Annotated in this window: 22 protein-coding genes and 5 tRNA genes; 19 read left to right on the top strand and 8 right to left on the bottom strand. The window is 37.3% G+C overall.

What is annotated here, in order from left to right; genetic code table 11:
• Nucleotides 1–72 precede the first annotated feature (72 nt).
• Nucleotides 73–1,431, top strand: a complete 1,359-nt coding sequence (locus B1R93_RS03050; RefSeq protein WP_088102495.1) for a DEAD/DEAH box helicase — start codon at nt 73–75, stop codon at nt 1,429–1,431.
• 16 nt (nt 1,432–1,447) lie between these two features.
• Nucleotides 1,448–2,338: a deoxyribonuclease IV gene (locus tag B1R93_RS03045; RefSeq protein WP_165763757.1), complete on the top strand. Its 891-nt coding sequence runs from the start codon at nt 1,448–1,450 to the stop codon at nt 2,336–2,338.
• A gap of 55 nt (nt 2,339–2,393) precedes the next feature.
• On the opposite strand, the gene B1R93_RS03040 is transcribed toward B1R93_RS03045, so the two are convergent.
• On the bottom strand, nt 2,394–2,660 hold the full coding sequence (locus B1R93_RS03040) for a DUF2624 family protein (protein ID WP_088102493.1): 267 nt from the start codon (nt 2,658–2,660) through the stop codon (nt 2,394–2,396).
• Between the two features lie 199 nt (nt 2,661–2,859).
• Here B1R93_RS03040 and B1R93_RS03035 point away from each other — a divergent pair, with 199 nt between their 5' ends.
• The 3 genes from B1R93_RS03035 (at nt 2,860) to B1R93_RS03025 (ending at nt 5,834) form a co-directional block, all read left to right on the top strand.
• Nucleotides 2,860–3,996 (top strand): two-component system sensor histidine kinase NtrB, encoded by a 1,137-nt coding sequence (locus tag B1R93_RS03035; protein ID WP_088102492.1) that lies wholly within the window; start codon nt 2,860–2,862, stop codon nt 3,994–3,996.
• Between the two features lie 216 nt (nt 3,997–4,212).
• Entirely contained in the window at nt 4,213–4,962 is a 750-nt protein-coding gene (locus B1R93_RS03030; protein ID WP_088102491.1) for a metal ABC transporter ATP-binding protein, read from the top strand.
• Nucleotides 4,962–5,834, top strand: coding sequence for a metal ABC transporter permease (locus B1R93_RS03025; protein ID WP_088102490.1), 873 nt, complete (start codon nt 4,962–4,964; stop codon nt 5,832–5,834). Before B1R93_RS03030 ends, B1R93_RS03025 begins: the two co-directional genes overlap by 1 nt.
• An 85-nt stretch (nt 5,835–5,919) precedes the next feature.
• Here the strand turns inward: B1R93_RS03025 and B1R93_RS03020 are convergent, their stop codons facing one another.
• On the bottom strand, nt 5,920–8,037 hold the full coding sequence (locus B1R93_RS03020; protein ID WP_088102489.1) for an RNA degradosome polyphosphate kinase: 2,118 nt from the start codon (nt 8,035–8,037) through the stop codon (nt 5,920–5,922).
• 78 nt (nt 8,038–8,115) lie between these two features.
• Nucleotides 8,116–9,669, bottom strand: coding sequence for an exopolyphosphatase (gene ppx, locus B1R93_RS03015; RefSeq protein WP_088102488.1), 1,554 nt, complete (start codon nt 9,667–9,669; stop codon nt 8,116–8,118).
• A gap of 178 nt (nt 9,670–9,847) precedes the next feature.
• On the opposite strand from ppx, the gene B1R93_RS03010 reads away from it, so the two are divergent.
• The 4 genes from B1R93_RS03010 (at nt 9,848) to B1R93_RS02995 (ending at nt 12,303) form a co-directional block, all read left to right on the top strand.
• Nucleotides 9,848–10,624, top strand: a complete 777-nt coding sequence (locus B1R93_RS03010) for a metal ABC transporter ATP-binding protein (protein ID WP_088102487.1) — start codon at nt 9,848–9,850, stop codon at nt 10,622–10,624.
• Nucleotides 10,625–10,626: 2 nt separating this feature from the next.
• Nucleotides 10,627–11,502, top strand: coding sequence for a metal ABC transporter permease (locus B1R93_RS03005; RefSeq protein ID WP_088102486.1), 876 nt, complete (start codon nt 10,627–10,629; stop codon nt 11,500–11,502).
• An 83-nt stretch (nt 11,503–11,585) separates the two neighbouring features.
• The gene (locus tag B1R93_RS03000; RefSeq protein WP_088102485.1) at nt 11,586–12,002 is read left to right on the top strand and encodes a Fur family transcriptional regulator; all 417 of its coding nucleotides are present in this window, start codon (nt 11,586–11,588) and stop codon (nt 12,000–12,002) included.
• 82 nt (nt 12,003–12,084) lie between these two features.
• Entirely contained in the window at nt 12,085–12,303 is a 219-nt protein-coding gene (locus B1R93_RS02995) for a DUF1540 domain-containing protein (protein ID WP_088102484.1), read from the top strand.
• Nucleotides 12,304–12,338: 35 nt separating this feature from the next.
• Here B1R93_RS02995 and B1R93_RS02990 read toward each other — a convergent pair whose 3' ends face one another.
• The gene (locus B1R93_RS02990; protein ID WP_088102483.1) at nt 12,339–12,917 is read right to left on the bottom strand and encodes a hypothetical protein; all 579 of its coding nucleotides are present in this window, start codon (nt 12,915–12,917) and stop codon (nt 12,339–12,341) included.
• A 161-nt stretch (nt 12,918–13,078) separates the two neighbouring features.
• Between B1R93_RS02990 and B1R93_RS02985 the strand changes: the two genes are divergently transcribed.
• Nucleotides 13,079–13,540 carry a DUF4190 domain-containing protein gene (locus B1R93_RS02985; protein WP_088102482.1) on the top strand — a complete coding sequence of 154 codons (462 nt, stop codon included), beginning with the start codon at nt 13,079–13,081 and terminating at the stop codon, nt 13,538–13,540.
• Nucleotides 13,541–13,591: 51 nt separating this feature from the next.
• Here the strand turns inward: B1R93_RS02985 and ispG are convergent, their stop codons facing one another.
• Together ispG and B1R93_RS02975 are read right to left on the bottom strand one after the other, a co-directional pair.
• Nucleotides 13,592–14,695 (bottom strand): flavodoxin-dependent (E)-4-hydroxy-3-methylbut-2-enyl-diphosphate synthase, encoded by a 1,104-nt coding sequence (gene ispG, locus B1R93_RS02980; RefSeq protein WP_088102481.1) that lies wholly within the window; start codon nt 14,693–14,695, stop codon nt 13,592–13,594.
• 101 nt (nt 14,696–14,796) lie between these two features.
• Nucleotides 14,797–15,156 (bottom strand): hypothetical protein, encoded by a 360-nt coding sequence (locus B1R93_RS02975; protein WP_088102480.1) that lies wholly within the window; start codon nt 15,154–15,156, stop codon nt 14,797–14,799.
• A gap of 116 nt (nt 15,157–15,272) precedes the next feature.
• Between B1R93_RS02975 and B1R93_RS02970 the strand changes: the two genes are divergently transcribed.
• From B1R93_RS02970 to B1R93_RS02960, 3 genes are all read left to right on the top strand, one after another.
• Complete coding sequence (locus B1R93_RS02970; protein WP_088102479.1) at nt 15,273–16,481, top strand: MFS transporter; 1,209 nt, start codon at nt 15,273–15,275, stop codon at nt 16,479–16,481.
• Nucleotides 16,482–16,593: 112 nt separating this feature from the next.
• Complete coding sequence (locus B1R93_RS02965; RefSeq protein WP_088102478.1) at nt 16,594–17,475, top strand: DUF1002 domain-containing protein; 882 nt, start codon at nt 16,594–16,596, stop codon at nt 17,473–17,475.
• 106 nt (nt 17,476–17,581) lie between these two features.
• The gene (locus B1R93_RS02960; RefSeq protein WP_088102477.1) at nt 17,582–18,223 is read left to right on the top strand and encodes an NfeD family protein; all 642 of its coding nucleotides are present in this window, start codon (nt 17,582–17,584) and stop codon (nt 18,221–18,223) included.
• Nucleotides 18,224–18,260: 37 nt separating this feature from the next.
• Here the strand turns inward: B1R93_RS02960 and B1R93_RS02955 are convergent, their stop codons facing one another.
• Nucleotides 18,261–19,025 carry a DUF1189 domain-containing protein gene (locus B1R93_RS02955; RefSeq protein ID WP_088102476.1) on the bottom strand — a complete coding sequence of 255 codons (765 nt, stop codon included), beginning with the start codon at nt 19,023–19,025 and terminating at the stop codon, nt 18,261–18,263.
• Between the two features lie 228 nt (nt 19,026–19,253).
• Here B1R93_RS02955 and B1R93_RS02950 point away from each other — a divergent pair, with 228 nt between their 5' ends.
• The 6 genes from B1R93_RS02950 to B1R93_RS02925 all read left to right on the top strand — a co-directional run bounded on the left by B1R93_RS02950 (nt 19,254) and on the right by B1R93_RS02925 (nt 21,559).
• A complete protein-coding gene (locus B1R93_RS02950) occupies nt 19,254–20,891 on the top strand; it encodes a Na/Pi cotransporter family protein (protein WP_088102475.1) in 1,638 nt (545 codons plus the stop codon).
• A 190-nt stretch (nt 20,892–21,081) separates the two neighbouring features.
• A tRNA-Asn gene (locus B1R93_RS02945) sits at nt 21,082–21,156 on the top strand.
• A 6-nt stretch (nt 21,157–21,162) separates the two neighbouring features.
• Nucleotides 21,163–21,236, top strand: a tRNA-Met gene (locus B1R93_RS02940).
• Between the two features lie 22 nt (nt 21,237–21,258).
• Nucleotides 21,259–21,334 (top strand) — tRNA-His (locus B1R93_RS02935).
• Nucleotides 21,335–21,339: 5 nt separating this feature from the next.
• Nucleotides 21,340–21,416: transfer RNA gene (locus tag B1R93_RS02930), tRNA-Ile, on the top strand.
• Nucleotides 21,417–21,466: 50 nt separating this feature from the next.
• Nucleotides 21,467–21,559: transfer RNA gene (locus tag B1R93_RS02925), tRNA-Ser, on the top strand.
• A gap of 63 nt (nt 21,560–21,622) precedes the next feature.
• On the opposite strand, the gene B1R93_RS02920 is transcribed toward B1R93_RS02925, so the two are convergent.
• Nucleotides 21,623–22,435 (bottom strand): undecaprenyl-diphosphate phosphatase, encoded by an 813-nt coding sequence (locus B1R93_RS02920; RefSeq protein WP_088102474.1) that lies wholly within the window; start codon nt 22,433–22,435, stop codon nt 21,623–21,625.
• Between the last annotated feature and the right edge of the window lie 157 nt (nt 22,436–22,592).

The raw sequence follows: 22,592 nt of genomic DNA, 5'->3' as shown, positions 1-22,592 counted from the left end.
AGCCAATATGTAACAATATATGATAAAATGAACCATTGCATAGAAAAGTTACGGATGAAAGTAGGAAGATATATGATCGCAAATAATTTTAAACGTTTTGAATTAAAACCATTCCTTATTGAAGCTCTATCAGCACAAGGTTTCTCTCTTCCAACAGAGATTCAGGAACGTCTTATTCCAGCAATACGAAATGGGAAGGACGTCATTGGTCAGTCTCAAACAGGAACTGGGAAAACGTTGTCGTTTCTACTGCCTATCCTTGATCGGATCGATCATAAGATAGATGAAGTTCAAGCAGTAATTACAGCGCCAACTCGTGAACTAGCGTCACAAATATTTGATGAGCTTAAAAAATTGCTTGAGCATTGCCCAGAGGATAAAATGATTCAGGCAAAGCTATTAGTCGGAGGAACTGATCGAGTTCGTTCAGCAGACAAGTTAAAAGTCCAACCTCACATTGTTGTCGGGACTGCAGGGAGAATTGGCGATTTAATGGAAGATCAAGCTTTAAAAGTGTATACAGCTGCGATGCTTGTTGTTGATGAGGCAGATCAGATGCTTGATATGGGGTTTATTGCCGATGTAGATAAGGTTGCTTCAAGAATGGCTGAAAATCTTCAAATGATGGTGTTTTCAGCTACAATTCCTGAAAAGCTCCAGCCATTTTTAAGAAAATATATGAATGACCCCCGACATGTTCATGTAGAACCAAAACATGTCACAGCAACTAAAATTGAACATCGAATTGTCCCACTGCGTCATAGGGATAAACTCTCATTTGTCGTAGAGCTTGCTCAATCTATCAACCCTTATTTAGCAATTGTCTTCACAAACACAAAGGAGCAAGCAGATGAGGTAGCAGATGCTATGCTTGAAGCTGGATTAAATGTGGACAGGCTTCATGGTGGTCTACAGCCACGTCAACGGAAACAAGTGATGAAACAAGTAAAAGAGGTTAAAGTCCAATTCTTAGTAGCAACTGATCTTGCGGCGCGTGGCATTGATGTGAAAGGTGTCACACATATAATTAATTATGGAATACCAAAGGACTTAGACTTTTATATTCATCGTGTTGGACGAACTGCACGCGCAGGAGCTGAAGGAATCGCTTATACGCTTTATGAGCTAAGTGATCAACAAGCTATTGAAAAGTTGACAAAACGGGGAATTACCTTCACATTTTATGACTTTAAAAAAGGGGAATGGCAAAAGCTTGATAAACCTCCTTTAGGCGTACCAGGCAAAAGACGACCTAAAGGGACGACAATAAAAACAGCTATGACTCCAAGCACCTCCACAGGTAGTGGAAAAGCAAAAGCGAAGCCTAAAAGAGTCAAGCCAGGATATAAGAAAAAGGAACGCTTTAAACAGGCAAAAGAGGCACAGAGACAACGCCGAATCGCTTCACGTACAAAGAAAAAAGATTCGTAACAGGGAGAGGAGTTTAATTATGAAGTTAGGGTCGCATGTATCAATGAGTGGTAAAAAAATGCTTTTAGGTGCTAGCGAAGAGGCTGCAAGTTATGGGGCAACAACCTTTATGATTTATACAGGGGCACCGCAAAATACAAGACGAAAAGCAATTGAGGACTTGAATATTGAAGCGGGACTTGTACATATGAAGGAACATGGAATGGCGGATGTTGTCGTTCATGCTCCGTACATTATTAATATTGCAAATACAACAAAACCAGAAACATTTGAGTTAGGAGTAAACTTTCTTCGTTCCGAGATTGAACGGACAGAAGCGTTAGGAGCAAAACAAATTGTATTGCATCCTGGTGCACATGTCGGAGCAGGTGCGGACGCTGGACTTGCAAAAATTATAGAGGGATTAAATGAAGTATTACAAACAAAAAATGATGTTCAAATTGCTTTAGAAACGATGGCGGGGAAAGGCTCAGAGTGCGGACGTACCTTTGAAGAGCTTGCAACAATTATTAACGGAGTAACCCATAATGAGAGACTAAGTATTTGCTTTGATACTTGCCATACTCATGATGCAGGCTATAATATTGTTGAGGACTTCGACCAAGTTTTAGATGAATTCGATCGAATTATCGGAATTGAACGTTTAAAAGTATTGCATATTAACGACAGTAAAAATGAGCGTGGAGCAGCCAAAGATCGTCATGAAAATATCGGATTTGGTCATATCGGCTTCAAAGCTTTGCACTATATCGTTCATCACCCACAACTTAAGGATGTACCTAAAATACTCGAGACCCCTTTTGTAGGTGAAGACAAGAAGGATAAACGACCTCCTTATAAGCATGAAATATTGATGCTACGTGAAGGCGAATTCGATGAGAAGCTAAGGGAACAGATTTTAGCATAATCGAAGGAGACCAGATCTATTGTTTTATAGACTGGTCTCTTTCTAATCAAATGATTTAAGAAAGATAATGACTGAATTGTTGAAGTAATTGATTAATAACATTTGAGACATGCTCATCAATTTCATTTTGGAGTCGATTTAGAACATGATGAATTTGGTCTTGATTTGCGACATCAATTTTTTCTGATTTAATAATGGAAACAACTTTCTCAGCTTGTTGTTGATTTAATTGAATTTGGTGCTGTGAGGCGAGGTCTAATAAATCTTGAGGTGTGAGCGAGTTTACTTTTTGATTAATTAATTGTTGCATAATTGCATTCATCTCATGCACTCCTTTTCACTAGAGAAGATGCTAGCAGTATATGAGTCAATTGAAGAATTTGTGCAGAAAAAAAGGAAAACTAGCAACAACCCTCGAATAACAGTAGAAAGTGAGAATTTGTTAAGTTATTATTTGGAAATGTTAATGGCCGGGGTGAATAGATAAGGATTAAATGGCTAGACAAGATGGGAGGGGCTTTATGAAAAAGCGTCAATCACTCGAGCAATTAGCCCCTAAAGGGAGAAATGGTATGTCAGTAGATTCAGTTTTACCAGCAAGTGGGGAAGAATTTCATCAAACCTTTTGGGCTAGAAAAGATTGCTCGTTAACTGACGAAATTACGTATTATATTGAGCAATTAGGTATCCCATTTTTAAAAGTAAATCAGAAAATGATGATTGAACGATGGACTGATTCGTTGCCAGAGATTATGGATGTAAGTGAGGAACAATTGAATGAATGTACAATTGAACAATTGGTTGATTGCTCCCCAATGTTTAAAACAATCAGTGACCTAGTTCATCAAGGATTTGATGATCATTCTGTTCAAGAAGGCGTTTACGAAGAAGAGGATGCTCTCATTCGAATTCGTTCGCTCCCTACAATAGATGGAAAGTCTGTTTATGTCATGTTAGAAGATCGTTCTCTCCAAAAACAGTTTGAAAACCTACTAACATTTCACCATCAAATGGAAGCTGTTTCTCATATTGCAGCGGGTGTTGCTCACGAATTAAGGAACCCACTATCCGTGATTAAAGGTTTTCTACAATTAGCCCAATTGACTAATGATTTTCAAAAGTATTACGACACAATCTTGTCTGAATTAAATAGAATGAATGGCATAATAGAAGATTTTCTATCCGTTTCTAGAAAAAAAATAGATCGAAAGCCACAATCGCCAATACAAATTATGGAGTCTCTTGAAGAGATTATGAAGGCAGAATGTTTATTACATAATGTTGAGTTTAAAATAAAACTTGAAAGAACGACTTCGCTGGTTCATGTAAATGAATCAATGGTCAAGCAAGTTATGTTGAATTTGCTTCGGAATTCAGTTGAAGCTTTTGAAGATACCGCTAAAAAGCGTTTGTTTTGGATTGAAACAAAGGTAATCGGTAACAAATATTGCGTGTATGTTCAGGATAACGGTAAAGGAATACCGGAGGATGTTTTAAAGCAGCTTGGTAAACCATTTTTCACTACAAAGGATAAAGGAACTGGAATTGGAATTCCCCTTTGTAAAAAAATTATTGAAGATCACGGTGGAACATTTGAAATTAAAAGTCAATTTAATACGGGAACGACTGTAATTCTAACATTACCACTTTCAGATTGACGGCCTTTGCATAGACGCAGAGGCTTTTTTATATTTGTGGACATTATTTACAAAATTGAATCGAACCTATATAATTGTATTCAAGAACAAAAGTTTACCTCAGGAAACTTTTGTTCTTGAATACACATTTTGTGCATTGCTGCCATATTGTAAAGCGAAGAACGATTATTTAAGTTTATAAATAAGGGGAATTAAAGCCACATAGGGGGGAATAAAATGAATAAGGTTATCGATGTTAAGGAGCTGTCAGTTTATTATGAAAATCAACAAGCGATTAAAGATGTTAGTTTTACTTTTGACAAGGGGCATTTAATCGGCATCATCGGACCGAATGGAGCAGGAAAGTCTACATTAATAAAAGCTATTTTAGGTTTAGAAAAGGCTAGAGGAACCGTACGGATTTTTGGAAAACGAGTAAAGGATGTTCGAAAAAGAATATCTTATGTCCCACAGCGAAACCAAATTGATTGGGATTTTCCAGTTCTCGTTGAAGATGTTGTAATTATGGGTAGGTTTAAGCATATACCATGGTTTATGCGAGCGAGTAAAAGCGATAAAGAAATTGTTAAAGCATCCTTAGAAAAAGTAGGAATGCTTGAATATCGTAAGCGACAAATTGGTGAATTATCAGGAGGTCAACAACAAAGAGTATTTATTGCAAGGGCACTGGCGCAACAAGCAGACATCTTTTTTTTAGATGAACCTTTTGTTGGAATCGATGCGACATCGGAAGAGATTATTATTCAATTATTGCGTCAATTAAAGGAAGATAATAAAACAGTGTTTGTCGTTCATCACGATTTAAGTAAGGTTGAAAAATACTTCGATCGCCTACTATTAATGAACAAGGAGTTAGTAGAGTATGGCTTAGTAGAGCATGTCTATAAGCCAGAAACGCTATCACGGACCTACAAAGGAAGCGCCTTATTTGGTAACAAGGACGATATAATGGTGGTGAATAACTAATGGAAAATATAATTTTCTTTTTTGACCAAGTATCACGTTATTCTTACTTACAGCAAGGTTTAATCGCTGCAATATTGGTGGGGATTATTTGTGGGGTAATTGGCTGTTTTATTATCTTAAGAGGAATGGCTCTTATGGGAGATGCAATTTCCCATGCTGTTTTACCAGGTGTAGTTATTGCTTATATGCTTGGAGCGAGTTTTTTTATTGGAGCAGTTGTGACTGGGGTATTAACAGCCTTGGCTATTGGCTTTGTTTCACAAAACAGTCGGATTAAGGATGATTCTGCCATTGGTATTATGTTTACCGCTGCATTTGCCTTAGGGATTGTTCTGATTACAGGTTTGCGTGGGACGGGAGTCGACCTTTGGCATATTCTTTTCGGTAATGTCCTTGCAGTTTCACGAAATGATTTATGGGTGACTGTTGGAATAGGGATTTTTGTAATAGGGATGATTGTCTTATTTTATCGACCTCTCTTAATTAGTACTTTCGATCCAATTATGGCACAGGCAACAGGAGTACGTGTAAAGCTAGTTCATTATTTATTAATGTTACTTTTATCTTTAGTTACAGTCGCATCTTTAAAGACGGTAGGAATTGTTCTTGTTGTAGCAATGTTGATTACACCAGGAGCAACGGCGTATCTATTAACAGATCGGCTTCCGAGAATGCTAATGCTATCATCATTATTCGGGGTGCTTTCAGCAATTATTGGGATTTACTTTTCAGTTATTTATGATGTTGCCTCGGGTGCATCAATTGTGTTAGTTGCGTCATTTCTATTTGGTTTAGCTTTTCTTTTCTCACCAAAACAAGGCTTGGTGATACGAATGTTGCGGACTCGCAAAATTCAAAGAGCGTCAGCATAATTAGTAAAGAGAAGAGGCTGTGCCAAAAGGTTGTTTTTTAACCATTTGGCACAGCCTTGCACGCTTTAAGCTTTTAAGGCAACCCCTATGGTTCCTCTGATTCAGATAAGCTACAAGCCATTTCAAAAAAATAAAGCTGACTTTGAACTGGTTGCTCACAAGGTTCACGTTTTACATAGTGATACTTGCCATCTGGGCCCTGCTCTCGTGCCTTCATATTATCCTGTAAACTAATATCTAAAATGTGTTTAATACGATTTTTAATGTTTATATCATATATAGGGAAGAGTATTTCTATTCGTTTTTCCATATTACGTGTCATCCAATCAGCGGAGGAAAGAAATATTTTCTCGTGACCAGCATGATGAAAATAAAAGATTCGGCTATGTTCTAGAAAACGGTCAACTATGCTTCTAACACGAATGTTTTCACTAACTCCTTCTAGACCTGGGCGTAAACAACAAATCCCTCTAATAATTAAATCAATTTTTACTCCTGCCTGAGAAGCTTCATAAAGCTTTAAAATAATCGGTTTATCTGTAAGAGAATTCATCTTAGCGATAATTCTCCCATTGCCATACTGTATATGACTTTCAATTTCTTCATCAATCAAATCTAAAAAACGTTCACGAATATCAAAGGGCGCAGTTGATAAGTGATTCCATTGTGGTTTTTCACTGTAACCACTGAGATGATTAAAGAAATTTGTTGCATCAATTCCAAACTTATCATCCGCAGTTAGGAGACCCATGTCTGTGTATAGCTTCGCAGTAGAATCATTATAGTTGCCTGTCCCTAAATGAACAAAGCGTTGGATTTGGTCGCGTTCATGGCGAACGACGAGAGTAATCTTGCTATGTGTTTTAAGTGAGGTTATACCATAAATAACATGGACACCTGATTTTTCAAGTTTTTTTGCCCATTGAATATTATTCTCCTCATCAAACCGTGCTTTTAACTCAACTAACACCGTCACCTGTTTCCCATTTTCGGCAGCCCGAGCTAAGGAATGTATAATTGGTGAATCACCACTAACGCGATAAAGTGTTTGTTTAATCGCAAGGACGCTTGGATCATCCGCTGCCTTCGAGATAAAATCGACTACAGGTTGAAAGGATTCATATGGATGATGAAAAAACAGATCGCGCTTCAAAATGGCTTGAAAGATGTTTTCTTCCCCAATTAAATCACCAGGTGGTTGAGGGATTAACGTTTCGTTTGCAAGATGTTCATACTCTACGGAAAGCTGGCCATACAATTTAAAAAGGAAGGTTAAATCCAATGGTCCATTAAACGAATATACGTCGTTTTTATGAATTTCGAGAACGTCTAAAAGTAAATTTAAAACATTCGGATCCATCATTCCTTCTTGCATTTCTAGGCGGACCGCAGCCCCCCATCTTCGTTTTTTTAATTCCTTTTCAATTTCGCGTAATAAGTCACGAGCACCTTCTTCGTGAAGAGTCATGTCAGCATTTCGAGTAATTCGAAAAGGTGAGACCGATTTGACTTTAAAACCAGGAAATAACTCATGAATAAAATGACTAATAACATTTTCAAGTAAGATATATTGTATACTACCATTGCTCGAAGGAAGCTTGATAAATCGAGTAAGTACAGCAGGTACTTGGACGATAGCTAGTCGATCTTTTTCCTTCATAGTGCCCATTTTTTTTAGAACGACTGCTAAGTTCAGACTCTTATTTAAAAGCATTGGAAATGGCCGATAAGCATCAATGGCCATGGGCGTTAGAACAGGAAAAATATAATGACTAAACCTTTCTTTTAGAAATTCAAGCTGTTCTTTGTTTAATTCATCCATAGATAAGAATTGAAAGCCTTCATGGTAAAGCATAGGAACGAGTGTTTCGGTATAGACATTATCCTGAAGACGAACAAGTCGGTGATTCATTTCGCTTATTTTTGATAATTGTTGTTTCGGAGTTAATCCGGCTTTATTTTCTGGACGGTTAAAGCCAGCTTTCACCTGATCTTTTAACCCAGCTACTCTCACCATAAAAAATTCATCTAAATTTGAACTGAAAATCGCTAAAAATTTCAATCGCTCTAATAGTGGATTGCGTTCATCGATCGCTTCCTCGAGAACGCGCTCATTGAAAGCAAGCCAACTTAGTTCACGGTTGTTGTAAAAGGTTGGATTATTTAGATCAATTGTTTCGTTGGATTTAGAGTCGATATGCATAAAACCTCAACCTTTCTATCCACTAAATTAATGTCCTCTTTTACATTCTATCAGCTAATTGTAAATTTTATGTTAAGATTACGTAGTAAAAGTAGCATTAGATTGATAGGTAACTTCAATTGGATGTCGAATCGCTCGTTCTAAATGTTTTTTATGTTTATTTACTTGCATTGCTTCAAAGTGATATTCTTCTTGAAAAGAAAGAGGAATAACCCATTGCTCCTCAGTTTGCTCTACTTTCCCAATTTCAGTCACTGCTTTTCTGCGAGTATAGTCAAGGCAATAAGCAAACTTCATAATTGCTCCTAAAAATTCATAAAGCTTAAGCTGTTTTTTCTTAAGGATTCGTTTAAATGGACCAGCGTATTGATTGAGCTGTTTCTTTGATTTAAATGAAGAAATTAAGGCAATTGCGAGTCGTTCTTGATGAGTTAAGCCTTCGATTGTCATATTTGTCAGTAAGTAAAACGTAGTTTGACTGCTTGCTTCATTATTAATGTATTCTCCAATGTATAGAACACGAGCACTTGATTTAAGTAAGTGTAAAGCTTCCTCTTCAGAATGCTCAACACGACAGGCTGATTTTAATTCACTATATAATTGTGATGCGAGTAAAGACAGGTGATTAACGTCAGCAAGTTGAACGTCATAGTTATGAGAAAGTTGATAAAAGCTTTCTTCAATCACATTAGGAAAGCGATCGGTTTCCATCGGTTTTAAAACGCTCTCATAAAATAACCCATCCCTTAAACCTTTTCGACTAAGAATGAATGTGTTTGTGCCGACAAAGTTAAGGAGTGATGTTATAACCTGAGAAGCAGGAATAATAATATCAGCTCGATCCTTTGAGAGACCATCAACATTTTGACGTTGTTCAAGCGTTAATTTTTGTAACTCATCATTTACAAGCTGTAGTTGTTCAGTTGGAATTTCATATTGATGTAACCCTGCTAAAGGGTAATCGATTTTTCTTTGATGAATAAGTGAAAGGTTTCTCGCACTACCACCAATACCAACAACAGGATAAGTATAATCCATTTTTAACCAAGGTAATGTACTAAATTGCGTCAATATATATTGCTTTAGGTTGTCTAATTCGGTATTTGTTGGTTGCTCGCCTTCAATAAACTCATTCTGGAGGGTAATAGCTCCGAATGGAAAACTGTGAAAATGCTTTAACTCCCTATCTTCAAAAAGGGTTATCTCCGTACTTCCACCTCCGATATCGATCGTAATTCCATGTTCAAGGGTAGTTGAATTAATTACAGCTAGGTAACCATAATAGGCTTCCTCGTATTCAGACAGGACACGAATATTAAATCCGATTTCTCGATAAACATGTTCGATAACGTCTTTTTGATTTGAAGCCTTTCTTATTGCCGCGGTGGCTACAGCTAATACCTCTTGTACTCGGTGATATAAAATTACTTTTTTAAAGCGCTGTAAAGTTTCTGTAATTACGAATATGCCTTCCTCTGTTAAACGTCCCGTAGTATCAATATGAGCACTAAGTCTGGCTACTGTTTTAAAATTATACAACTCTTTATAACAGCCATTTTTAGAAATGGCATTAATTACAAGTCTAACGGAGTTTGAGCCAATATCAATAATTGCAAACCGCTGCGATTTCATGTTTGCCACTTCCTTTTCTAAGCAATATAGTATTTTCTATAGTACAGGTTCTTAGTCGAAAATGCACGAATTCGTAAGGGTAGACATTCAAGAAAAAACATTTATAATAGGAAGGTAAAAGGTAAATCGGAATGATTCTTAGAAAATATTTAGATAGATACGGAAAGAAGGGGAATGTGTGGATAATAAAGAAACACAACTTGCCGTTGAAATAAAGGATGTTTCGTTTCAATATGGGACACGCCGAGTGTTAGAGGAGATTACATTTTCGATAAATAAAGGCTCGTTTCTTGGTTTAGTTGGTCCGAACGGCTCAGGAAAATCAACGCTAATTAAGATCATGTTAGGCTTATTGCAGCCACAGACAGGAAGTATAAAGCTTTTTGGAGAAAGGATTGATAAATTTCAACGCTGGGATAAAATTGGTTTTGTCTCACAGAAGGCAAATAGCTTTAATTCAGGCTTTCCAGCGACTGTTTTCGAAGTAGTATCTATGGGGTTATTTGGGAAAGTGGGGCTATTTCGTTTTTTGAACCGCAGTCATAAAGAAAAAGTGAAAGAGGTCATTGAAAGTGTTGGAATGACTGAATACATTCATCAGAACATTGGTGAATTGTCTGGCGGGCAGCAACAAAGAGTATTTATTGCCAGGGCGTTAGTTAGTGAACCAGAGTTATTGATTTTGGATGAACCGACGGTAGGAGTCGATGCTTCAAGTGTTCGGAATTTTTACGACATGCTCAGTGAACTTAACAAGGAAAAAAAGATAACCCTCGTACTTGTTACACATGACATTGGGGCAATGACGGATCATGTTACTGACGTAGCTTGTTTAAACAAGCATTTGCATTTCCACGGTAATTCTAAAGAATTTGGGGAAAATCAAAATTTATCTGATTTTTACGGTCATGATGTTCATTTGTTAACGCACAATCATAGCCATGGAGGCCATTAAACATGTTAGATGCTTTTTTTCGTTATGAGTTTTTACAAAATGCTTTGTTTACCGGATTAATGATCGGTTTCTTAGCTCCTATGCTCGGAGTGTTTTTAGTCGTAAGAAGACTTTCTCTTATAGCCGATGCATTGTCGCATATCACTTTAGCTGGAATTGCTGCTAGTTTGCTATTGGCTAAGAAATTTGCTTTTTTTCAAGGATTAAATCCATTGTATATCGGGATGCTATTTTCGGTTGGAGGGTCATTAATCATTGAGAAGCTTCGTGCTGTCTACAAGCATTATAAAGAAATAGCTATTCCGATTATTCTTTCCGCTGGAATTGGAGTTGGTGTTATTTTCATTTCATTGGCGGATGGTTTTAATAATGACCTATTTAATTATTTATTTGGCAGCGTCATTGCTGTTAGTCGTTCAGATTTATGGACAATTATGAGCATTACAGTGATCGTCTTAATCGTATTGCTATTATTTTATAAAGAATTATTTTTTCTATCGTTTGATGAGGAGCAAGCAGTAGTATCAGGAATTAATCGCCGTCTCGTCCATTTTATTTTTATTATTATGGTTGCTCTAGTTATAGCTGCTTCAATGAGAATCGTTGGAATTCTACTTGTTTCCTCACTTATGACATTGCCAGTTGCGGCAGCCATGCGGCTGTCAAGAGGATTTAAGCAGATGTTTGTTTATTCAATTGTATTTGGAGAAATTTCAGTTTTTGGAGGGCTAATTTCTGCTTATCACCTTAATTTAGCACCTGGTGGTACAATTGTGATAATAGCTGTTATTATTTTGTTATGTTCAATCTATATTGGAAAGATACGTGAAGGCTTCCAAAAAATTCGTATGAAGAAAACAAAAAAAGAGGCTGTTTAATAGAGGGTACTAAAAAAGGGTGCTTTTTTATTGTGGAATACCTTAAAGAGCCGTGTTTCAAGGTATGTTAAGGAGGAATGGGAATGAATGTTGTAGAAGCATTAGCACGAATGAAAGAAAAAGGTTATAAATACACAGGAAAACGTGAAGATATGCTACGGCTTTTTGCTGAAGAGAAACGTTATATTTCAGCAAAAGATGTCCTTGAGTCTATGCAGGATGATTATCCTGGTTTAAGCTTTGACACAATATATCGGAACTTATCTCTGTTTACGGAACTCGATATTCTTGAGACAACTGAATTAGAGGGTGAAAAACGCTTTCGATTTAGATGCTCAACTTCAGAGCATCATCATCATCTTATCTGTTTAGATTGTGGAAAAACGAAACATATTCATAATTGTCCAATGGAAACACTACATGAGCAGTTTCCCGATTTTGAAGTAATTGGACATAAATTCGAAATATACGGTAAGTGCGAAGAGTGTAGTGTTAAATAATTTATTAAAGTAAGTAAACCAAAATTTATCATGTTTGCCCCTACTGATTTCTCACACACTAATATTCAGGAGGGGATGACAAATGGCAAAGCCAATCGTAAAATGTAATGTAGCAAATTGTACGTATTGGGGAGAAGGGAACCAATGTCAGGCAGAATCCATTCTTGTAGAAATTGATGCGCATTCAAATATGGACTTTTCCATGGAGGCTGGAGAAGAGCCTTACGAAAAAGCTGAGCATGAGGATAAAGCGGAGAGACGTTCCCAAACCTGCTGTCATACGTTCCGCGAAAGGAAATAGAAAAATGAGAGTGCTGTAACGGCACTCTCATTTTTTTATGTGGTTTCCATAATCCATTCGTCTACCCACTCTTTCGCTTCTTTCCAATTATAGATTCTAATGACATTTTCCGGTATTGGAAGACGATTGTATGGAGTGTCAATTAATATAACGGGTATTTGAAATTCCTCTGCAATCGCAACTGCATTGTCATGCTTGTCTTCAAAGAAAATGTCAATGTCATGAGCGCGTACCGCTTCAAGTTTATCATGTTTGCCGACAAGTTCAATATGGTCAAAAGGGAGTTTTTTTGTCTCAAACCATTCTCTCGTTCGTTTAGCATGATGTTCGCGACGAGCCGTAATATAAATTAAATCATGATATTTAGTCCATTCGTGAAGAATAGTTTCAGCATACGGTGCGAGATTTGCTTGTTCATAAATTAAACCTTCATGTTTCCCCATCCACTCCCAAAACTCTTGCTCAGAAATGTCCAAAATTGACGTTAAATCATATTCCGTCAAGTCATCCAAAGTTAAATTGCGATTAAAATGTTTATTCAGATGAGGAACAAATGTATTTGGATCTGTTACTGTACCATCAATATCTAAACCAAAACGTTTTCTTGCTGACATACTTTCCACCCCAAATAAATTGATCATACATTCTAGAATACACGAAATAAGCTGATTGGTCTAGGACATTCCTAAAGAAGAAATCTTTAACTCCAATAAAAACAAACAGTGGAGTCATACTATAACTACTCCCCCGAAACAAAAGAAAGTGAGGGATTCGTATGGCAGAAAATCGAGATCCGAAACAAGAACCGATACGGTTAGTGGATGAAGACGACCGTTCCTTAACATTTTTAAATACAGAAGCTGATAATGGTGATGTTAATACAAAAATGAACACAAATGAAGGAGACCTTGACAATCCTGCCACCTTTGAGGAAGAGACAGCTGCTGAGTATCCAGCGGTAAATGGCATGGGTGGAGCGCGTCCTTTTGCAGCAGAGGAGCGCGAAACAACGGATGCTATGAATGAGGATGATGTTGCAGCTGGCCGCGGTGTCGGTACATTTGCAATTGTTCTCTCCATTTTGTCATTGTTTTTCTTACCAGTATTGCTAGGGGCAGCTGGGATAGTAGTTGGTTTCGTTTCACGTCGTTATGGCTCCACATCGCTAGGTAATTGGGCGATCGGGATTGGTGCTATTTCGATTCTCATGACCGTCTTTTTCTCACCATTCTTTTAGATAATGGTGAGACAGGGGGAGAGAAAGAAGAAAAGCATGAGCCTAAGCGGCTTATGCTTTTTCCAATTCGCGTTGCTTTTGATAATGCTCTTCAGCGATTTTATCTACTTCCTTTTTCAATTCCTCTACCATGACTTCTTCTGGTACTTTTCTTACAATTTCACCTTTACGGAAAAGTAAACCTTCGCCACGAGCACCTGCAATACCAATATCAGCTTCACGTGCTTCCCCAGGCCCGTTCACGGCACAACCAAGAACGGCGACCTTAATCGGAGCTTTGATTGTGGAAATATAATCTTCAATTTCATTTGCGATGCTAATTAAATCAATTTCAATTCGACCACAAGTAGGGCAAGAAATTAGCGTTGCTGCATTAGCGGCAAGTCCAAAAGACTTTAACAATTCACGAGCAACTTTAACTTCCTCAACAGGGTCGGCACTTAGCGATATTCGAACGGTATTTCCAATTCCCATATTAAGTATCGCACCAAGTCCCGCTGCACTTTTTATTGTACCAGCAAATAGGGTACCAGACTCAGTAATACCGAGGTGAAGTGGATAATCAAATGCTTTTGCTGCTTTTTCATAAGCTTCAATAGCTAAATTAACATCAGATGCTTTCATCGAGACAATAATGTCATAAAAATCCAAATCTTCTAGAATTTTTATATGATGAAGGGCACTTTCAACCATTCCATCTGCCGTTGGGTAACCATATTTCTCTAGAATTCTTTTTTCAAGGGAACCTGCGTTTACACCGATTCGAATCGGAATACCTTTTTCTTTTGCAGCCTTAACAACTGCTTCGACTTTGTGTCGTTTTCCAATATTACCTGGATTAATACGGATTTTATCGGCACCGCCTTCAATTGCTTTTAAGGCAAGCTTGTAATCAAAATGAATATCAACTACTAATGGGATTGAAATTTGCGCTTTAATGTCTGCGATGGCTTCAGCAGCACGCATATCAGGGCAAGCGACACGTACTACTTGACAACCCGCTTCCTCAAGACGCTTTATTTCGGCTACTGTCGCTGCAACGTCATGCGTTTTTGTTGTTGTCATACTTTGCACTACTACTTCGTTGTTTCCACCAATCGTCAAATTTCCAACCTTTACTGGTCGAGTCTTTGTACGATGTGTAATTTCGGTCATTGACCACTCGCTCCTTTATAGAAACCGATTGGGCTTCGTTAGACTCTTTACAGATACGTCTTCATTTTATCAACCAGACCTTTCATTTGGCAAGAACAAACTCAATCGTTTAGATAAAGAGGAAATAAATAGATCTCACCAACCTGGATAGCATCAGCTTTTACTCCTGGATTCAGTTGCTCAAAATCATAAATAATTTCTGGTATCGAAGCAGATAAAGGTCCGTCATGTAAATGTTCAACAATCGATAATACAGTATATCCAGGTTCGACTTCAACTTCTTGGAAAGGTTCGATAGTGTTTTCTGTTGGTTTTAAGTCTTCAATACTTTCCGTTTCATCATGCCCTTTAGTGGCTTGGGCTGTATTATTCAATCCATTGGGTAAGGTCCCGATTGTTAGGTCATAATAAGTGCTGTATAAAATAATGAGAATGATTAAAAATAGTCCAGCTCGCTTCATGTAAAACCCCTCCTTTAAAGTTCCTTCCAAATAAAGTATATGCTTACGCTGGACAATTATGACAAGCTTATTCATTTTTTGGGGAATAGTCTATTTTTTAAAGAAGGTGAATACAATTGGAGAGCCAAGCAAGGCCGAGTATCATCATTTTTATCATAGGTATGCTACCGCTACTTATGGTGTTAGGTAATTCCATGTTCATTCCAATTCTTCCTGATATCCAAGTAGCAATGAATCTTTCACCAGTTCAAGGAGGACTGATTTTATCTGCATTTTCCATTCCGGCAGCAGTTATGATTCCGATAAGTGGATTTATATCAGCAAGATACGGGAATAAGCAAGTAACCTTAGTTTCGCTTACTCTAATTATGATTGGATGTTTTGCGGCTGCTATTGCAGGGGTACAGGGTGCTTTTGAATGGATGATAATTTCTCGGTTGCTTCAAGGTATTGGTGCAGGAGGAATAACTCCTATTGCCATGATTCTAATTACAGATTTATTTTCTGGGCAAAAAAGAAATCGAGCACTTGGATCGTTGGAGGTATTTAATGGAGTAGGAAAAGTGATAAGTCCGGTTATTGGTGGTATAGTTCTTTCCTTTTCTTGGTATTACAGTTTTGTTGTTTATTTCGCTTTTGCCTTGTTCGCCTTCTTTGGGATGTATATTTTTATTAAACTAAAACCTCAAACGAGACGTAAGTTACGGTTTAAAACAACAATTTCTCAAGTGAAATTAGTTTTTTCATTAAGCTGGAAATGGCTAGTGCCGATTTATTTAGCTGGCGGTATCGGGATGTTTATATTATTTGGTTTGCTATTTTACTTGTCCTATGATTTGGATAGGACTTATTTATTGGGAGGATTGGAGAAAGGACTTATTTTAGCTATCCCATTAAGCTGTTTAACGTTGGTCTCTTATTTAACTGCTCGAAAATTATTGGACAGCGAGGATAGTTATAAAAGAGGAATTATTTATGGAGTTATCTATAAATTCATTGGAGTTTGTTTGTTGATATTTACAGAGAGTACATTCATCTTAATAATTGGTACAACCCTTGTGAGTATTGGTTTAGGTATGTTACTTCCTGCTGCTAGTGGAGCGATAGCTGCCGTTGTACCTTCTAACGAAAAAGGTTCAATTTTTTCTTTTTATGCGATGATCCGTTTTTTAGGAGTCGCCCTCGGACCAGCAGTTTTCGGACTTTGGATGAACAATCGTGATCAAATGATGTTTTCAGTTTTTTTTCTTCTTAACCTTATCGTGTTAACGCTTTTATATAGTTGGTCATGTTTTCCGGTTGGTAAAACATGTTCAACGAGATGAGTCAGCTTTTTATTTTAATTTAAGACAAAAGTCAGTTTCTTTTTTTAGTAAATTATGTTTCTTATTAGGTATAACAATCGTTTCATTTAAGAATGTTTGAAAAAAGGAGTCGATGAAGTTGAATAATGTAATAAGAAAGTGCTTATGGCTATTACTCGTTTTTACAATGATTGTGCCGACGCTAGCATTAGCCGATGCAGCACCAGGAGATGTAATCGTTACTTTAGGTGAAGATTTATCTGAGGAACAAAAGCAACAGCTTCTTAATGAAATGGGAGTAACAGAAGACGTTGAAATAATTACAGTCTCAAATGAAGAAGAGCATAAATATTTAGGGAATTATGTTAATAAGAATCAAATTGGAACAAGAGCACTCTCTTCGTCAAAAATTACATTGACAGAAGCCGGGTCTGGTATAAATGTTAAAACAAATAACATTAAACTGGTATCTGAAGGGATGTATGCGAATGCACTTGTTACTGCAGGCGTTGAAGATGCGGATGTGTATGTGACAGCTCCTATGGCTGTATCCGGAACTGCAGGGTTAACAGGCTTAATTAAAGCATATGAAATCGCAACTGAAATTGAAATACCTGAAGAGCAAAAGCAAATTGCAAACGAGGAAATGGTTCGAACTGGAGAGTTGGCTGAATCAATTGGTGTTGAAGAAGCTACGGAATTAATGAATCGAATCAAAGAGGAGCTTGCAGCTAATCCTGTTGAAACGGAAGAAGATTTACGAGCTCTTATTGAACGAATTGCCCAGGAGCTTGGAATTACTTTAACAGAAGAAGAATTAAATGGCCTTGTCTCATTATTTATGAGAATGAAGGACTTGAATATTGACTGGAATCAAGTTCAAGAACAAATTTCTTATGTTCGTGACAATCTTGATGAGTTTTTAAATAGGGAAGACACACAATCGTTTATAAGAACGTTGCTGGATGTTCTTAATCGTTTTATTGAATCAATTAGTAATTTATTCAAATCATAATGTGAAGCAGCACCCCTCTATTTTGTTATAAGTGAATGTTATTTCTTATGAATTCTGAAACAAAGAATCAGTTTATTACGTATAAAATATGAGGGGGTGAAACTAAATGGATTGGCTTGATTCAGCAACAATTGGTTTTTTAGTTGTCTTTTTAGGTACGTTATTTTTATTTGGGGAACTATTAGTACGGGCAAAAGGGCTGTTTGCAGTTTTAGGTGTGCTTATTATGGCGCTGTACTTCTCCTACCATTTATCCGCAGATGTCGGACTTTGGGTTATAATTCTTTATCTTGTAGGCTTAGCTTTGATTATTTTAGATGGAAAGGTCATAACAGATGGAACAGTTTCTTTATTAGGAATTGTTTTAATGATTGCAGGGTTGGCAGTGCCTGCGCCTGATCTCATTTACGGAGTACTTGTTTCAATGGGCTTTTTAGTTGGTGGCATTAGTTCAAGTTTGTTCCTTAAAGTTTTTCCTTCTAGGAAAATGTGGGATAAAATGACCTTAAAGGACAGAATGACAAGTGAATTAGGTTATAATTCGTTAAATGACACGTATCGGAAGCTTATCGGCAAACAAGGGCGGACTTTAAGTGCATTTCGACCAACCGGAACGATCGTTATTGATGGTGAACAGTATAGTGCTACAAGCGGTGGGCAATGGCTTGAAGCCGACGTTGAGATTGAAGTGGTTTCCGTAGACGGAACTAGAATTGTAGTAAAAAGGAAAGAGAGCGAGTTGTCGTAAACTCGCTCTCTTTTTGATCGAAATGCTAATTGACTTCTCAAAGTTTAGGTTTACCCTTTGGCGTTCTCATGATAATAAGCCAAAGGAGAAATAAAGTTACCAGTATTAAAAAAACGGGATGGATTGATACGGGTGCTATTATATCAAGCCATGCAAAGACAATTACTGGCGATGCTGTCGAATATGCTGACATTAACCATAAATGTCGATAATGTAGCTTATGCCTTCTCCCCCGTAAAAGGAGTCCAATAGCTGCTAGCAGGGTTATTCCTAAAAAAGCCACTCCAGCAACAGCACTATAACTTAGTAACGAAATGATGATAATTAAAAGCGGAAGAAACCCTTCCAAGTTATTTAACCATGTTAATAATGCTTCTTTATCTAGGTCTCCAATAATCGTATAAGGTATTGTTTGAGAAACACTATAATTAAATAGAACTGCCTCTTGTTCTTGAAAGGCAATTCCTTCTCCTAGTTCAAACAGCGCATTCTTACTGTAATGGTTGGCTGGATCAAGGATAAACACACCTTCAATGACTTCAAAATTAAGGTAAGGCTCTGCACTGTTAGTCCTAAGTTTTCCATTTTCTAGATGAAAAGGAGGTAAATCGCTAATTAAGATTGATTGCAATTGTTTCACACCATTTGTTAAGGTCATACTTAGAACGATAACAAAAGGAAGACATGCAATCATAAGATAAAAGAGGACATGAACAATTGACTTCGTAATAGGTTGGAATCGACTTAAGGCTAGGAATTGTAGGTTATATAAACTATTGAAAAATGAGTGAAAGAACTTCATGATACACCTCTTTTATGATAAGTAAGCTCTTATATTGTAACGAAAGCTTAAAAAATGAACAAGATTAACAAATGTCTCGTAAATTGACGAATTTATGACCTAAGGCAGAAATTTCGAAAAATTTATTTACAAATAAGCTAGGAATGAATAATAATAGACAGGGCGTTATTGTTGAGGTTTGTCGAAGAAATACCGAACGACTAACTTTTAAAATTGAAGGGATGAGAAATGGTGGATTTGGATTTACAGACTTTACTATTTATGTTTTTTGGGGGCTTAGGGATTTTCCTATTTGGGATTAAATTTATGGGGGATGGCCTTCAAAAGGTTGCAGGTGAACGCTTACGTGACATTTTAGACAAATTTACGACAAACCCGGTAATGGGAGTATTCGCTGGTTTGCTCGTAACAATTCTACTTCAAACCAGTACAGGCACAACTGTATTAACCATTGGCCTTGTAAATGCAGGATTTATGACCTTAAAGCAAGCCATTGGTGTTATAATGGGTGCCAATATTGGAACAACAGTAACTGCATTCATTATCGGGATCAAAATATCAAAATACGCATTACCGATAATCGCAGTAGGTGCTGGTTTTATTTTCTTCTTGAAGAGTAAGAAGATGAATAATTTCGGTCAGGTTATTTTCGGCTTTGGTGCTCTATTTTACGGATTAGAGCTTATGGGTGATGGAATGAAGCCTCTACGTGACTTGCAGGCCTTTAAAGATTTAACCTTAAGCATGAGTGAAACGCCATTACTAGGGGTATTAATCGGGACTATTTTTACGGTCATTGTTCAAAGTTCTAGTGCTTCCATTGGTATGCTTCAGCAGTTATATGACCAGGGGGCAATGACACTTGATTCTGCACTTCCTGTTTTATTTGGTGATAACATTGGGACAACCATTACTGCTGTTCTAGCAGCAATTGGTGCTTCAGTTGCTGCAAAGCGTGCGGCTTTAACACATGTTATTTTTAACTTAATCGGAACAATCATTGTTTTAATTATTTATCCATTCTTCTTAAACTTTATTGCTTACTTAGCAGTAGAATTGAGCTTAAATCGTCCGATGACAATTGCGTTTGCGCATGGAATTTTTAACGTCTCAAATACGTTAATTCAGCTTCCTTTTGTTGCACTGCTTGCACTAATTGTAACGAAAATTGTTCCAGGTGAGGAATTTAATATTGAATATAAGACGAAGCATCTTGATCCAAGGTTTATTGGAAGCTCACCAGCAGTCGCTTTAGGACAAGCAAAACAAGAAGTGTTAAGAATGGCAGAGTTTTCAGAAAAAGGTTTAATAGAAGTTAGTCAATATTTGGTAAATGGTCAAAAGGTGCACTCTGAAAAGGCTATTCAATTCGAAGATGCAATTAATAATTTAGACCGCAAAATTACCGAATATTTAATCCAAATTTCATCTAGTTCGTTATCGGGACAAGATTCTAAATTACATTCAATATTACTTGATACGGTTCGCGATATTGAACGAATTGGTGACCATATCGAGAATATTGTCGAATTAAAAGATTATCAAAAAGCAAACAAAGTAGCGATATCCGATAGAGCGGTCGCTGACTTGAGTGAAATGTTTGATTTAACTATTGAGACACTTCAGGAAGCGATTTTCTGTTTGGAGAATGGCGATTTAGAAAAAGCTCGCTCTGTTATCCAAAAGGAAGAGCTTATCGATAAAATGGAAAGAAAACTTCGTAAGCAGCACATTCTACGAATTAATGAGGGGAAATGCTCTGGTTCGGCAGGAATTGTGTTTGTTGATATCGTAAGTAATCTTGAGAGAATTGGTGACCACTCGGTTAATATTGCTGAGGCGGTCCTTGGTGAAGAACATCATTAAAAGAAGCGGGGGCTTTTATTCGTGCTATGACCGAATAAAAGCCCCTGCTTTCCTATTAACAAAATAAAAAAAACTGCTTGTTTCTTAATTAGATCTTATGTTAAAGTATGTATGCAGTAATGATTTACTTTTTTTATTTTTTGTTGACAAGTTCTTCTTGAAGTGTTATTATTGTTCTTGTCTTTATTGTTCCACAGTAGCTCAGTGGTAGAGCTATCGGCTGTTAACCGATCGGTCGTAGGTTCGAGTCCTACCTGTGGAGCCATATCATGGCGGCGTAGCTCAGCTGGCTAGAGCGTACGGTTCATACCCGTGAGGTCGTGGGTTCGATTCCCTCCGCCGCTATATTAGTAATTTAAAGTTTTTGGCGGTTGTGGCGAAGTGGTTAACGCACCGGATTGTGGTTCCGGCATTCGTGGGTTCGATTCCCATCAGCCGCCCCATTTTAGGACCCTTAGCTCAGTTGGTCAGAGCAGTCGGCTCATAACCGATCGGTCGTAGGTTCGAGTCCTACAGGGTCCACCATACTTGAAGTTAGAAGGAAAAGAAAATTCTGACTCTCACTTCTAAAACACGGAGGAATACCCAAGTCCGGCTGAAGGGATCGGTCTTGAAAACCGACAGGCGGGTTAAACCGCGCGGGGGTTCGAATCCCTCTTCCTCCGCCACTATGAATTTAAAAATGTTAAGGCTCACAAAAGATATATAAGCTTTTGTGAGCCTTTTTTGTTTTACATGAATGTCCAGGTGATAACGCCTAGAGCGATGCAGTAGCAAGCGAAATAGCTTAGTTTTGTGTTTTGCACCATAGATATTAACCACTTTATCCCGACAATGGCGAAAATAAATGCAGAAATAAAGGAAAGGATTAAAGGGATAATCGCTTCAGATTGAAAAAAGTTAGTGGAAATTTCCGGTAGTTTTAATAGAGTGAGCCCACCGATAATTGGAATTGAAAGAAGAAATGAATAACGTAATGCAACCTCTTTTTTTAAACCGCACCATAATGCTGCAACAAGCGTGCTTCCAGAACGGGAGATTCCTGGGATAACTGCAAGTGCTTGACCTAGTCCAATTAGAATACCGTCTTTCCATGTGAGCTCGGATAACCCTCGTTTACCCGTATTCATTCCATGTTCGACTAGTACGAGAAAAATCCCTGTAATAATTAATGATGCTCCAATCGTTGCTGTACTAGTAAGACCTTCACCAAATCCTTCTTCAATTGTTTTTCCGACAATCATTGTAACAAGGGTTGATACTAGCATAAGTACTGCAAAACGAAAATTCTGTCTTGAACGCTGTTTCCTTTTAAAGGTAAATAATAAGAAGTCTAGCAGGATTTGTTTAAGTTCGTCACGAAAATAATAAAAAACAGCTAATAATGATGCAAAATGTAAGAAGACCTCAAAAGTAAGACTGTTTTCTCCTATTTGAATCGATAGGAGCTTCTCGACAATGAGCAAATGTGCTGTACTTGAAATCGGGAGAAATTCTGAAATACCTTGAATAAAACCAATGAGTATAGCTTCAAACCAATTCATGGGGCTAACCTCCAATCCTTATTGTTTTATCTGTCCATTTTATGGGACGATGTTAGAGGTTATGACAGTTTAAAAAGCTAAATCTAAGGATATGATAAGATGTCTATGTTAATTAGAGAAAAGCAAGATGTAATCGTTGCAAGAACGTGAAGAATTT

Origin of the sequence: Halalkalibacter urbisdiaboli (genome assembly GCF_002156385.1) — a bacterium.
Taxonomy (GTDB): Bacteria; Bacillota; Bacilli; order Bacillales; family Bacillaceae_D; genus Halalkalibacter_A; species Halalkalibacter_A urbisdiaboli.
The sequence above is the reverse complement of the archived record's forward strand: the minus strand, read 5'-3'. Positions and strand labels throughout refer to the sequence as shown.

What these genes read in the sequence shown, in the direction of transcription:
- ispG (WP_088102481.1), bottom strand. Translation starts at nt 14,695, where the DNA reads ATGACCGAAATTACACATCGTACAAAGACTCGACCAGTAAAGGTTGGA.
- B1R93_RS02950 (WP_088102475.1), top strand. Translation starts at nt 19,254, where the DNA reads ATGGTGGATTTGGATTTACAGACTTTACTATTTATGTTTTTTGGGGGC.
- B1R93_RS02920 (WP_088102474.1), bottom strand. Translation starts at nt 22,435, where the DNA reads ATGAATTGGTTTGAAGCTATACTCATTGGTTTTATTCAAGGTATTTCA.
- B1R93_RS02985 (WP_088102482.1), top strand. Translation starts at nt 13,079, where the DNA reads ATGGCAGAAAATCGAGATCCGAAACAAGAACCGATACGGTTAGTGGAT.
- B1R93_RS02975 (WP_088102480.1), bottom strand. Translation starts at nt 15,156, where the DNA reads ATGAAGCGAGCTGGACTATTTTTAATCATTCTCATTATTTTATACAGC.
- B1R93_RS03035 (WP_088102492.1), top strand. Translation starts at nt 2,860, where the DNA reads ATGAAAAAGCGTCAATCACTCGAGCAATTAGCCCCTAAAGGGAGAAAT.
- B1R93_RS03020 (WP_088102489.1), bottom strand. Translation starts at nt 8,037, where the DNA reads ATGCATATCGACTCTAAATCCAACGAAACAATTGATCTAAATAATCCA.
- B1R93_RS03005 (WP_088102486.1), top strand. Translation starts at nt 10,627, where the DNA reads ATGTTAGATGCTTTTTTTCGTTATGAGTTTTTACAAAATGCTTTGTTT.
- B1R93_RS02965 (WP_088102478.1), top strand. Translation starts at nt 16,594, where the DNA reads ATGAAGTTGAATAATGTAATAAGAAAGTGCTTATGGCTATTACTCGTT.
- B1R93_RS02955 (WP_088102476.1), bottom strand. Translation starts at nt 19,025, where the DNA reads ATGAAGTTCTTTCACTCATTTTTCAATAGTTTATATAACCTACAATTC.
- B1R93_RS02960 (WP_088102477.1), top strand. Translation starts at nt 17,582, where the DNA reads ATGGATTGGCTTGATTCAGCAACAATTGGTTTTTTAGTTGTCTTTTTA.
- B1R93_RS03040 (WP_088102493.1), bottom strand. Translation starts at nt 2,660, where the DNA reads ATGAATGCAATTATGCAACAATTAATTAATCAAAAAGTAAACTCGCTC.
- B1R93_RS03030 (WP_088102491.1), top strand. Translation starts at nt 4,213, where the DNA reads ATGAATAAGGTTATCGATGTTAAGGAGCTGTCAGTTTATTATGAAAAT.
- B1R93_RS02990 (WP_088102483.1), bottom strand. Translation starts at nt 12,917, where the DNA reads ATGTCAGCAAGAAAACGTTTTGGTTTAGATATTGATGGTACAGTAACA.
- B1R93_RS03050 (WP_088102495.1), top strand. Translation starts at nt 73, where the DNA reads ATGATCGCAAATAATTTTAAACGTTTTGAATTAAAACCATTCCTTATT.
- B1R93_RS03000 (WP_088102485.1), top strand. Translation starts at nt 11,586, where the DNA reads ATGAATGTTGTAGAAGCATTAGCACGAATGAAAGAAAAAGGTTATAAA.
- B1R93_RS03025 (WP_088102490.1), top strand. Translation starts at nt 4,962, where the DNA reads ATGGAAAATATAATTTTCTTTTTTGACCAAGTATCACGTTATTCTTAC.
- B1R93_RS02995 (WP_088102484.1), top strand. Translation starts at nt 12,085, where the DNA reads ATGGCAAAGCCAATCGTAAAATGTAATGTAGCAAATTGTACGTATTGG.
- ppx (WP_088102488.1), bottom strand. Translation starts at nt 9,669, where the DNA reads ATGAAATCGCAGCGGTTTGCAATTATTGATATTGGCTCAAACTCCGTT.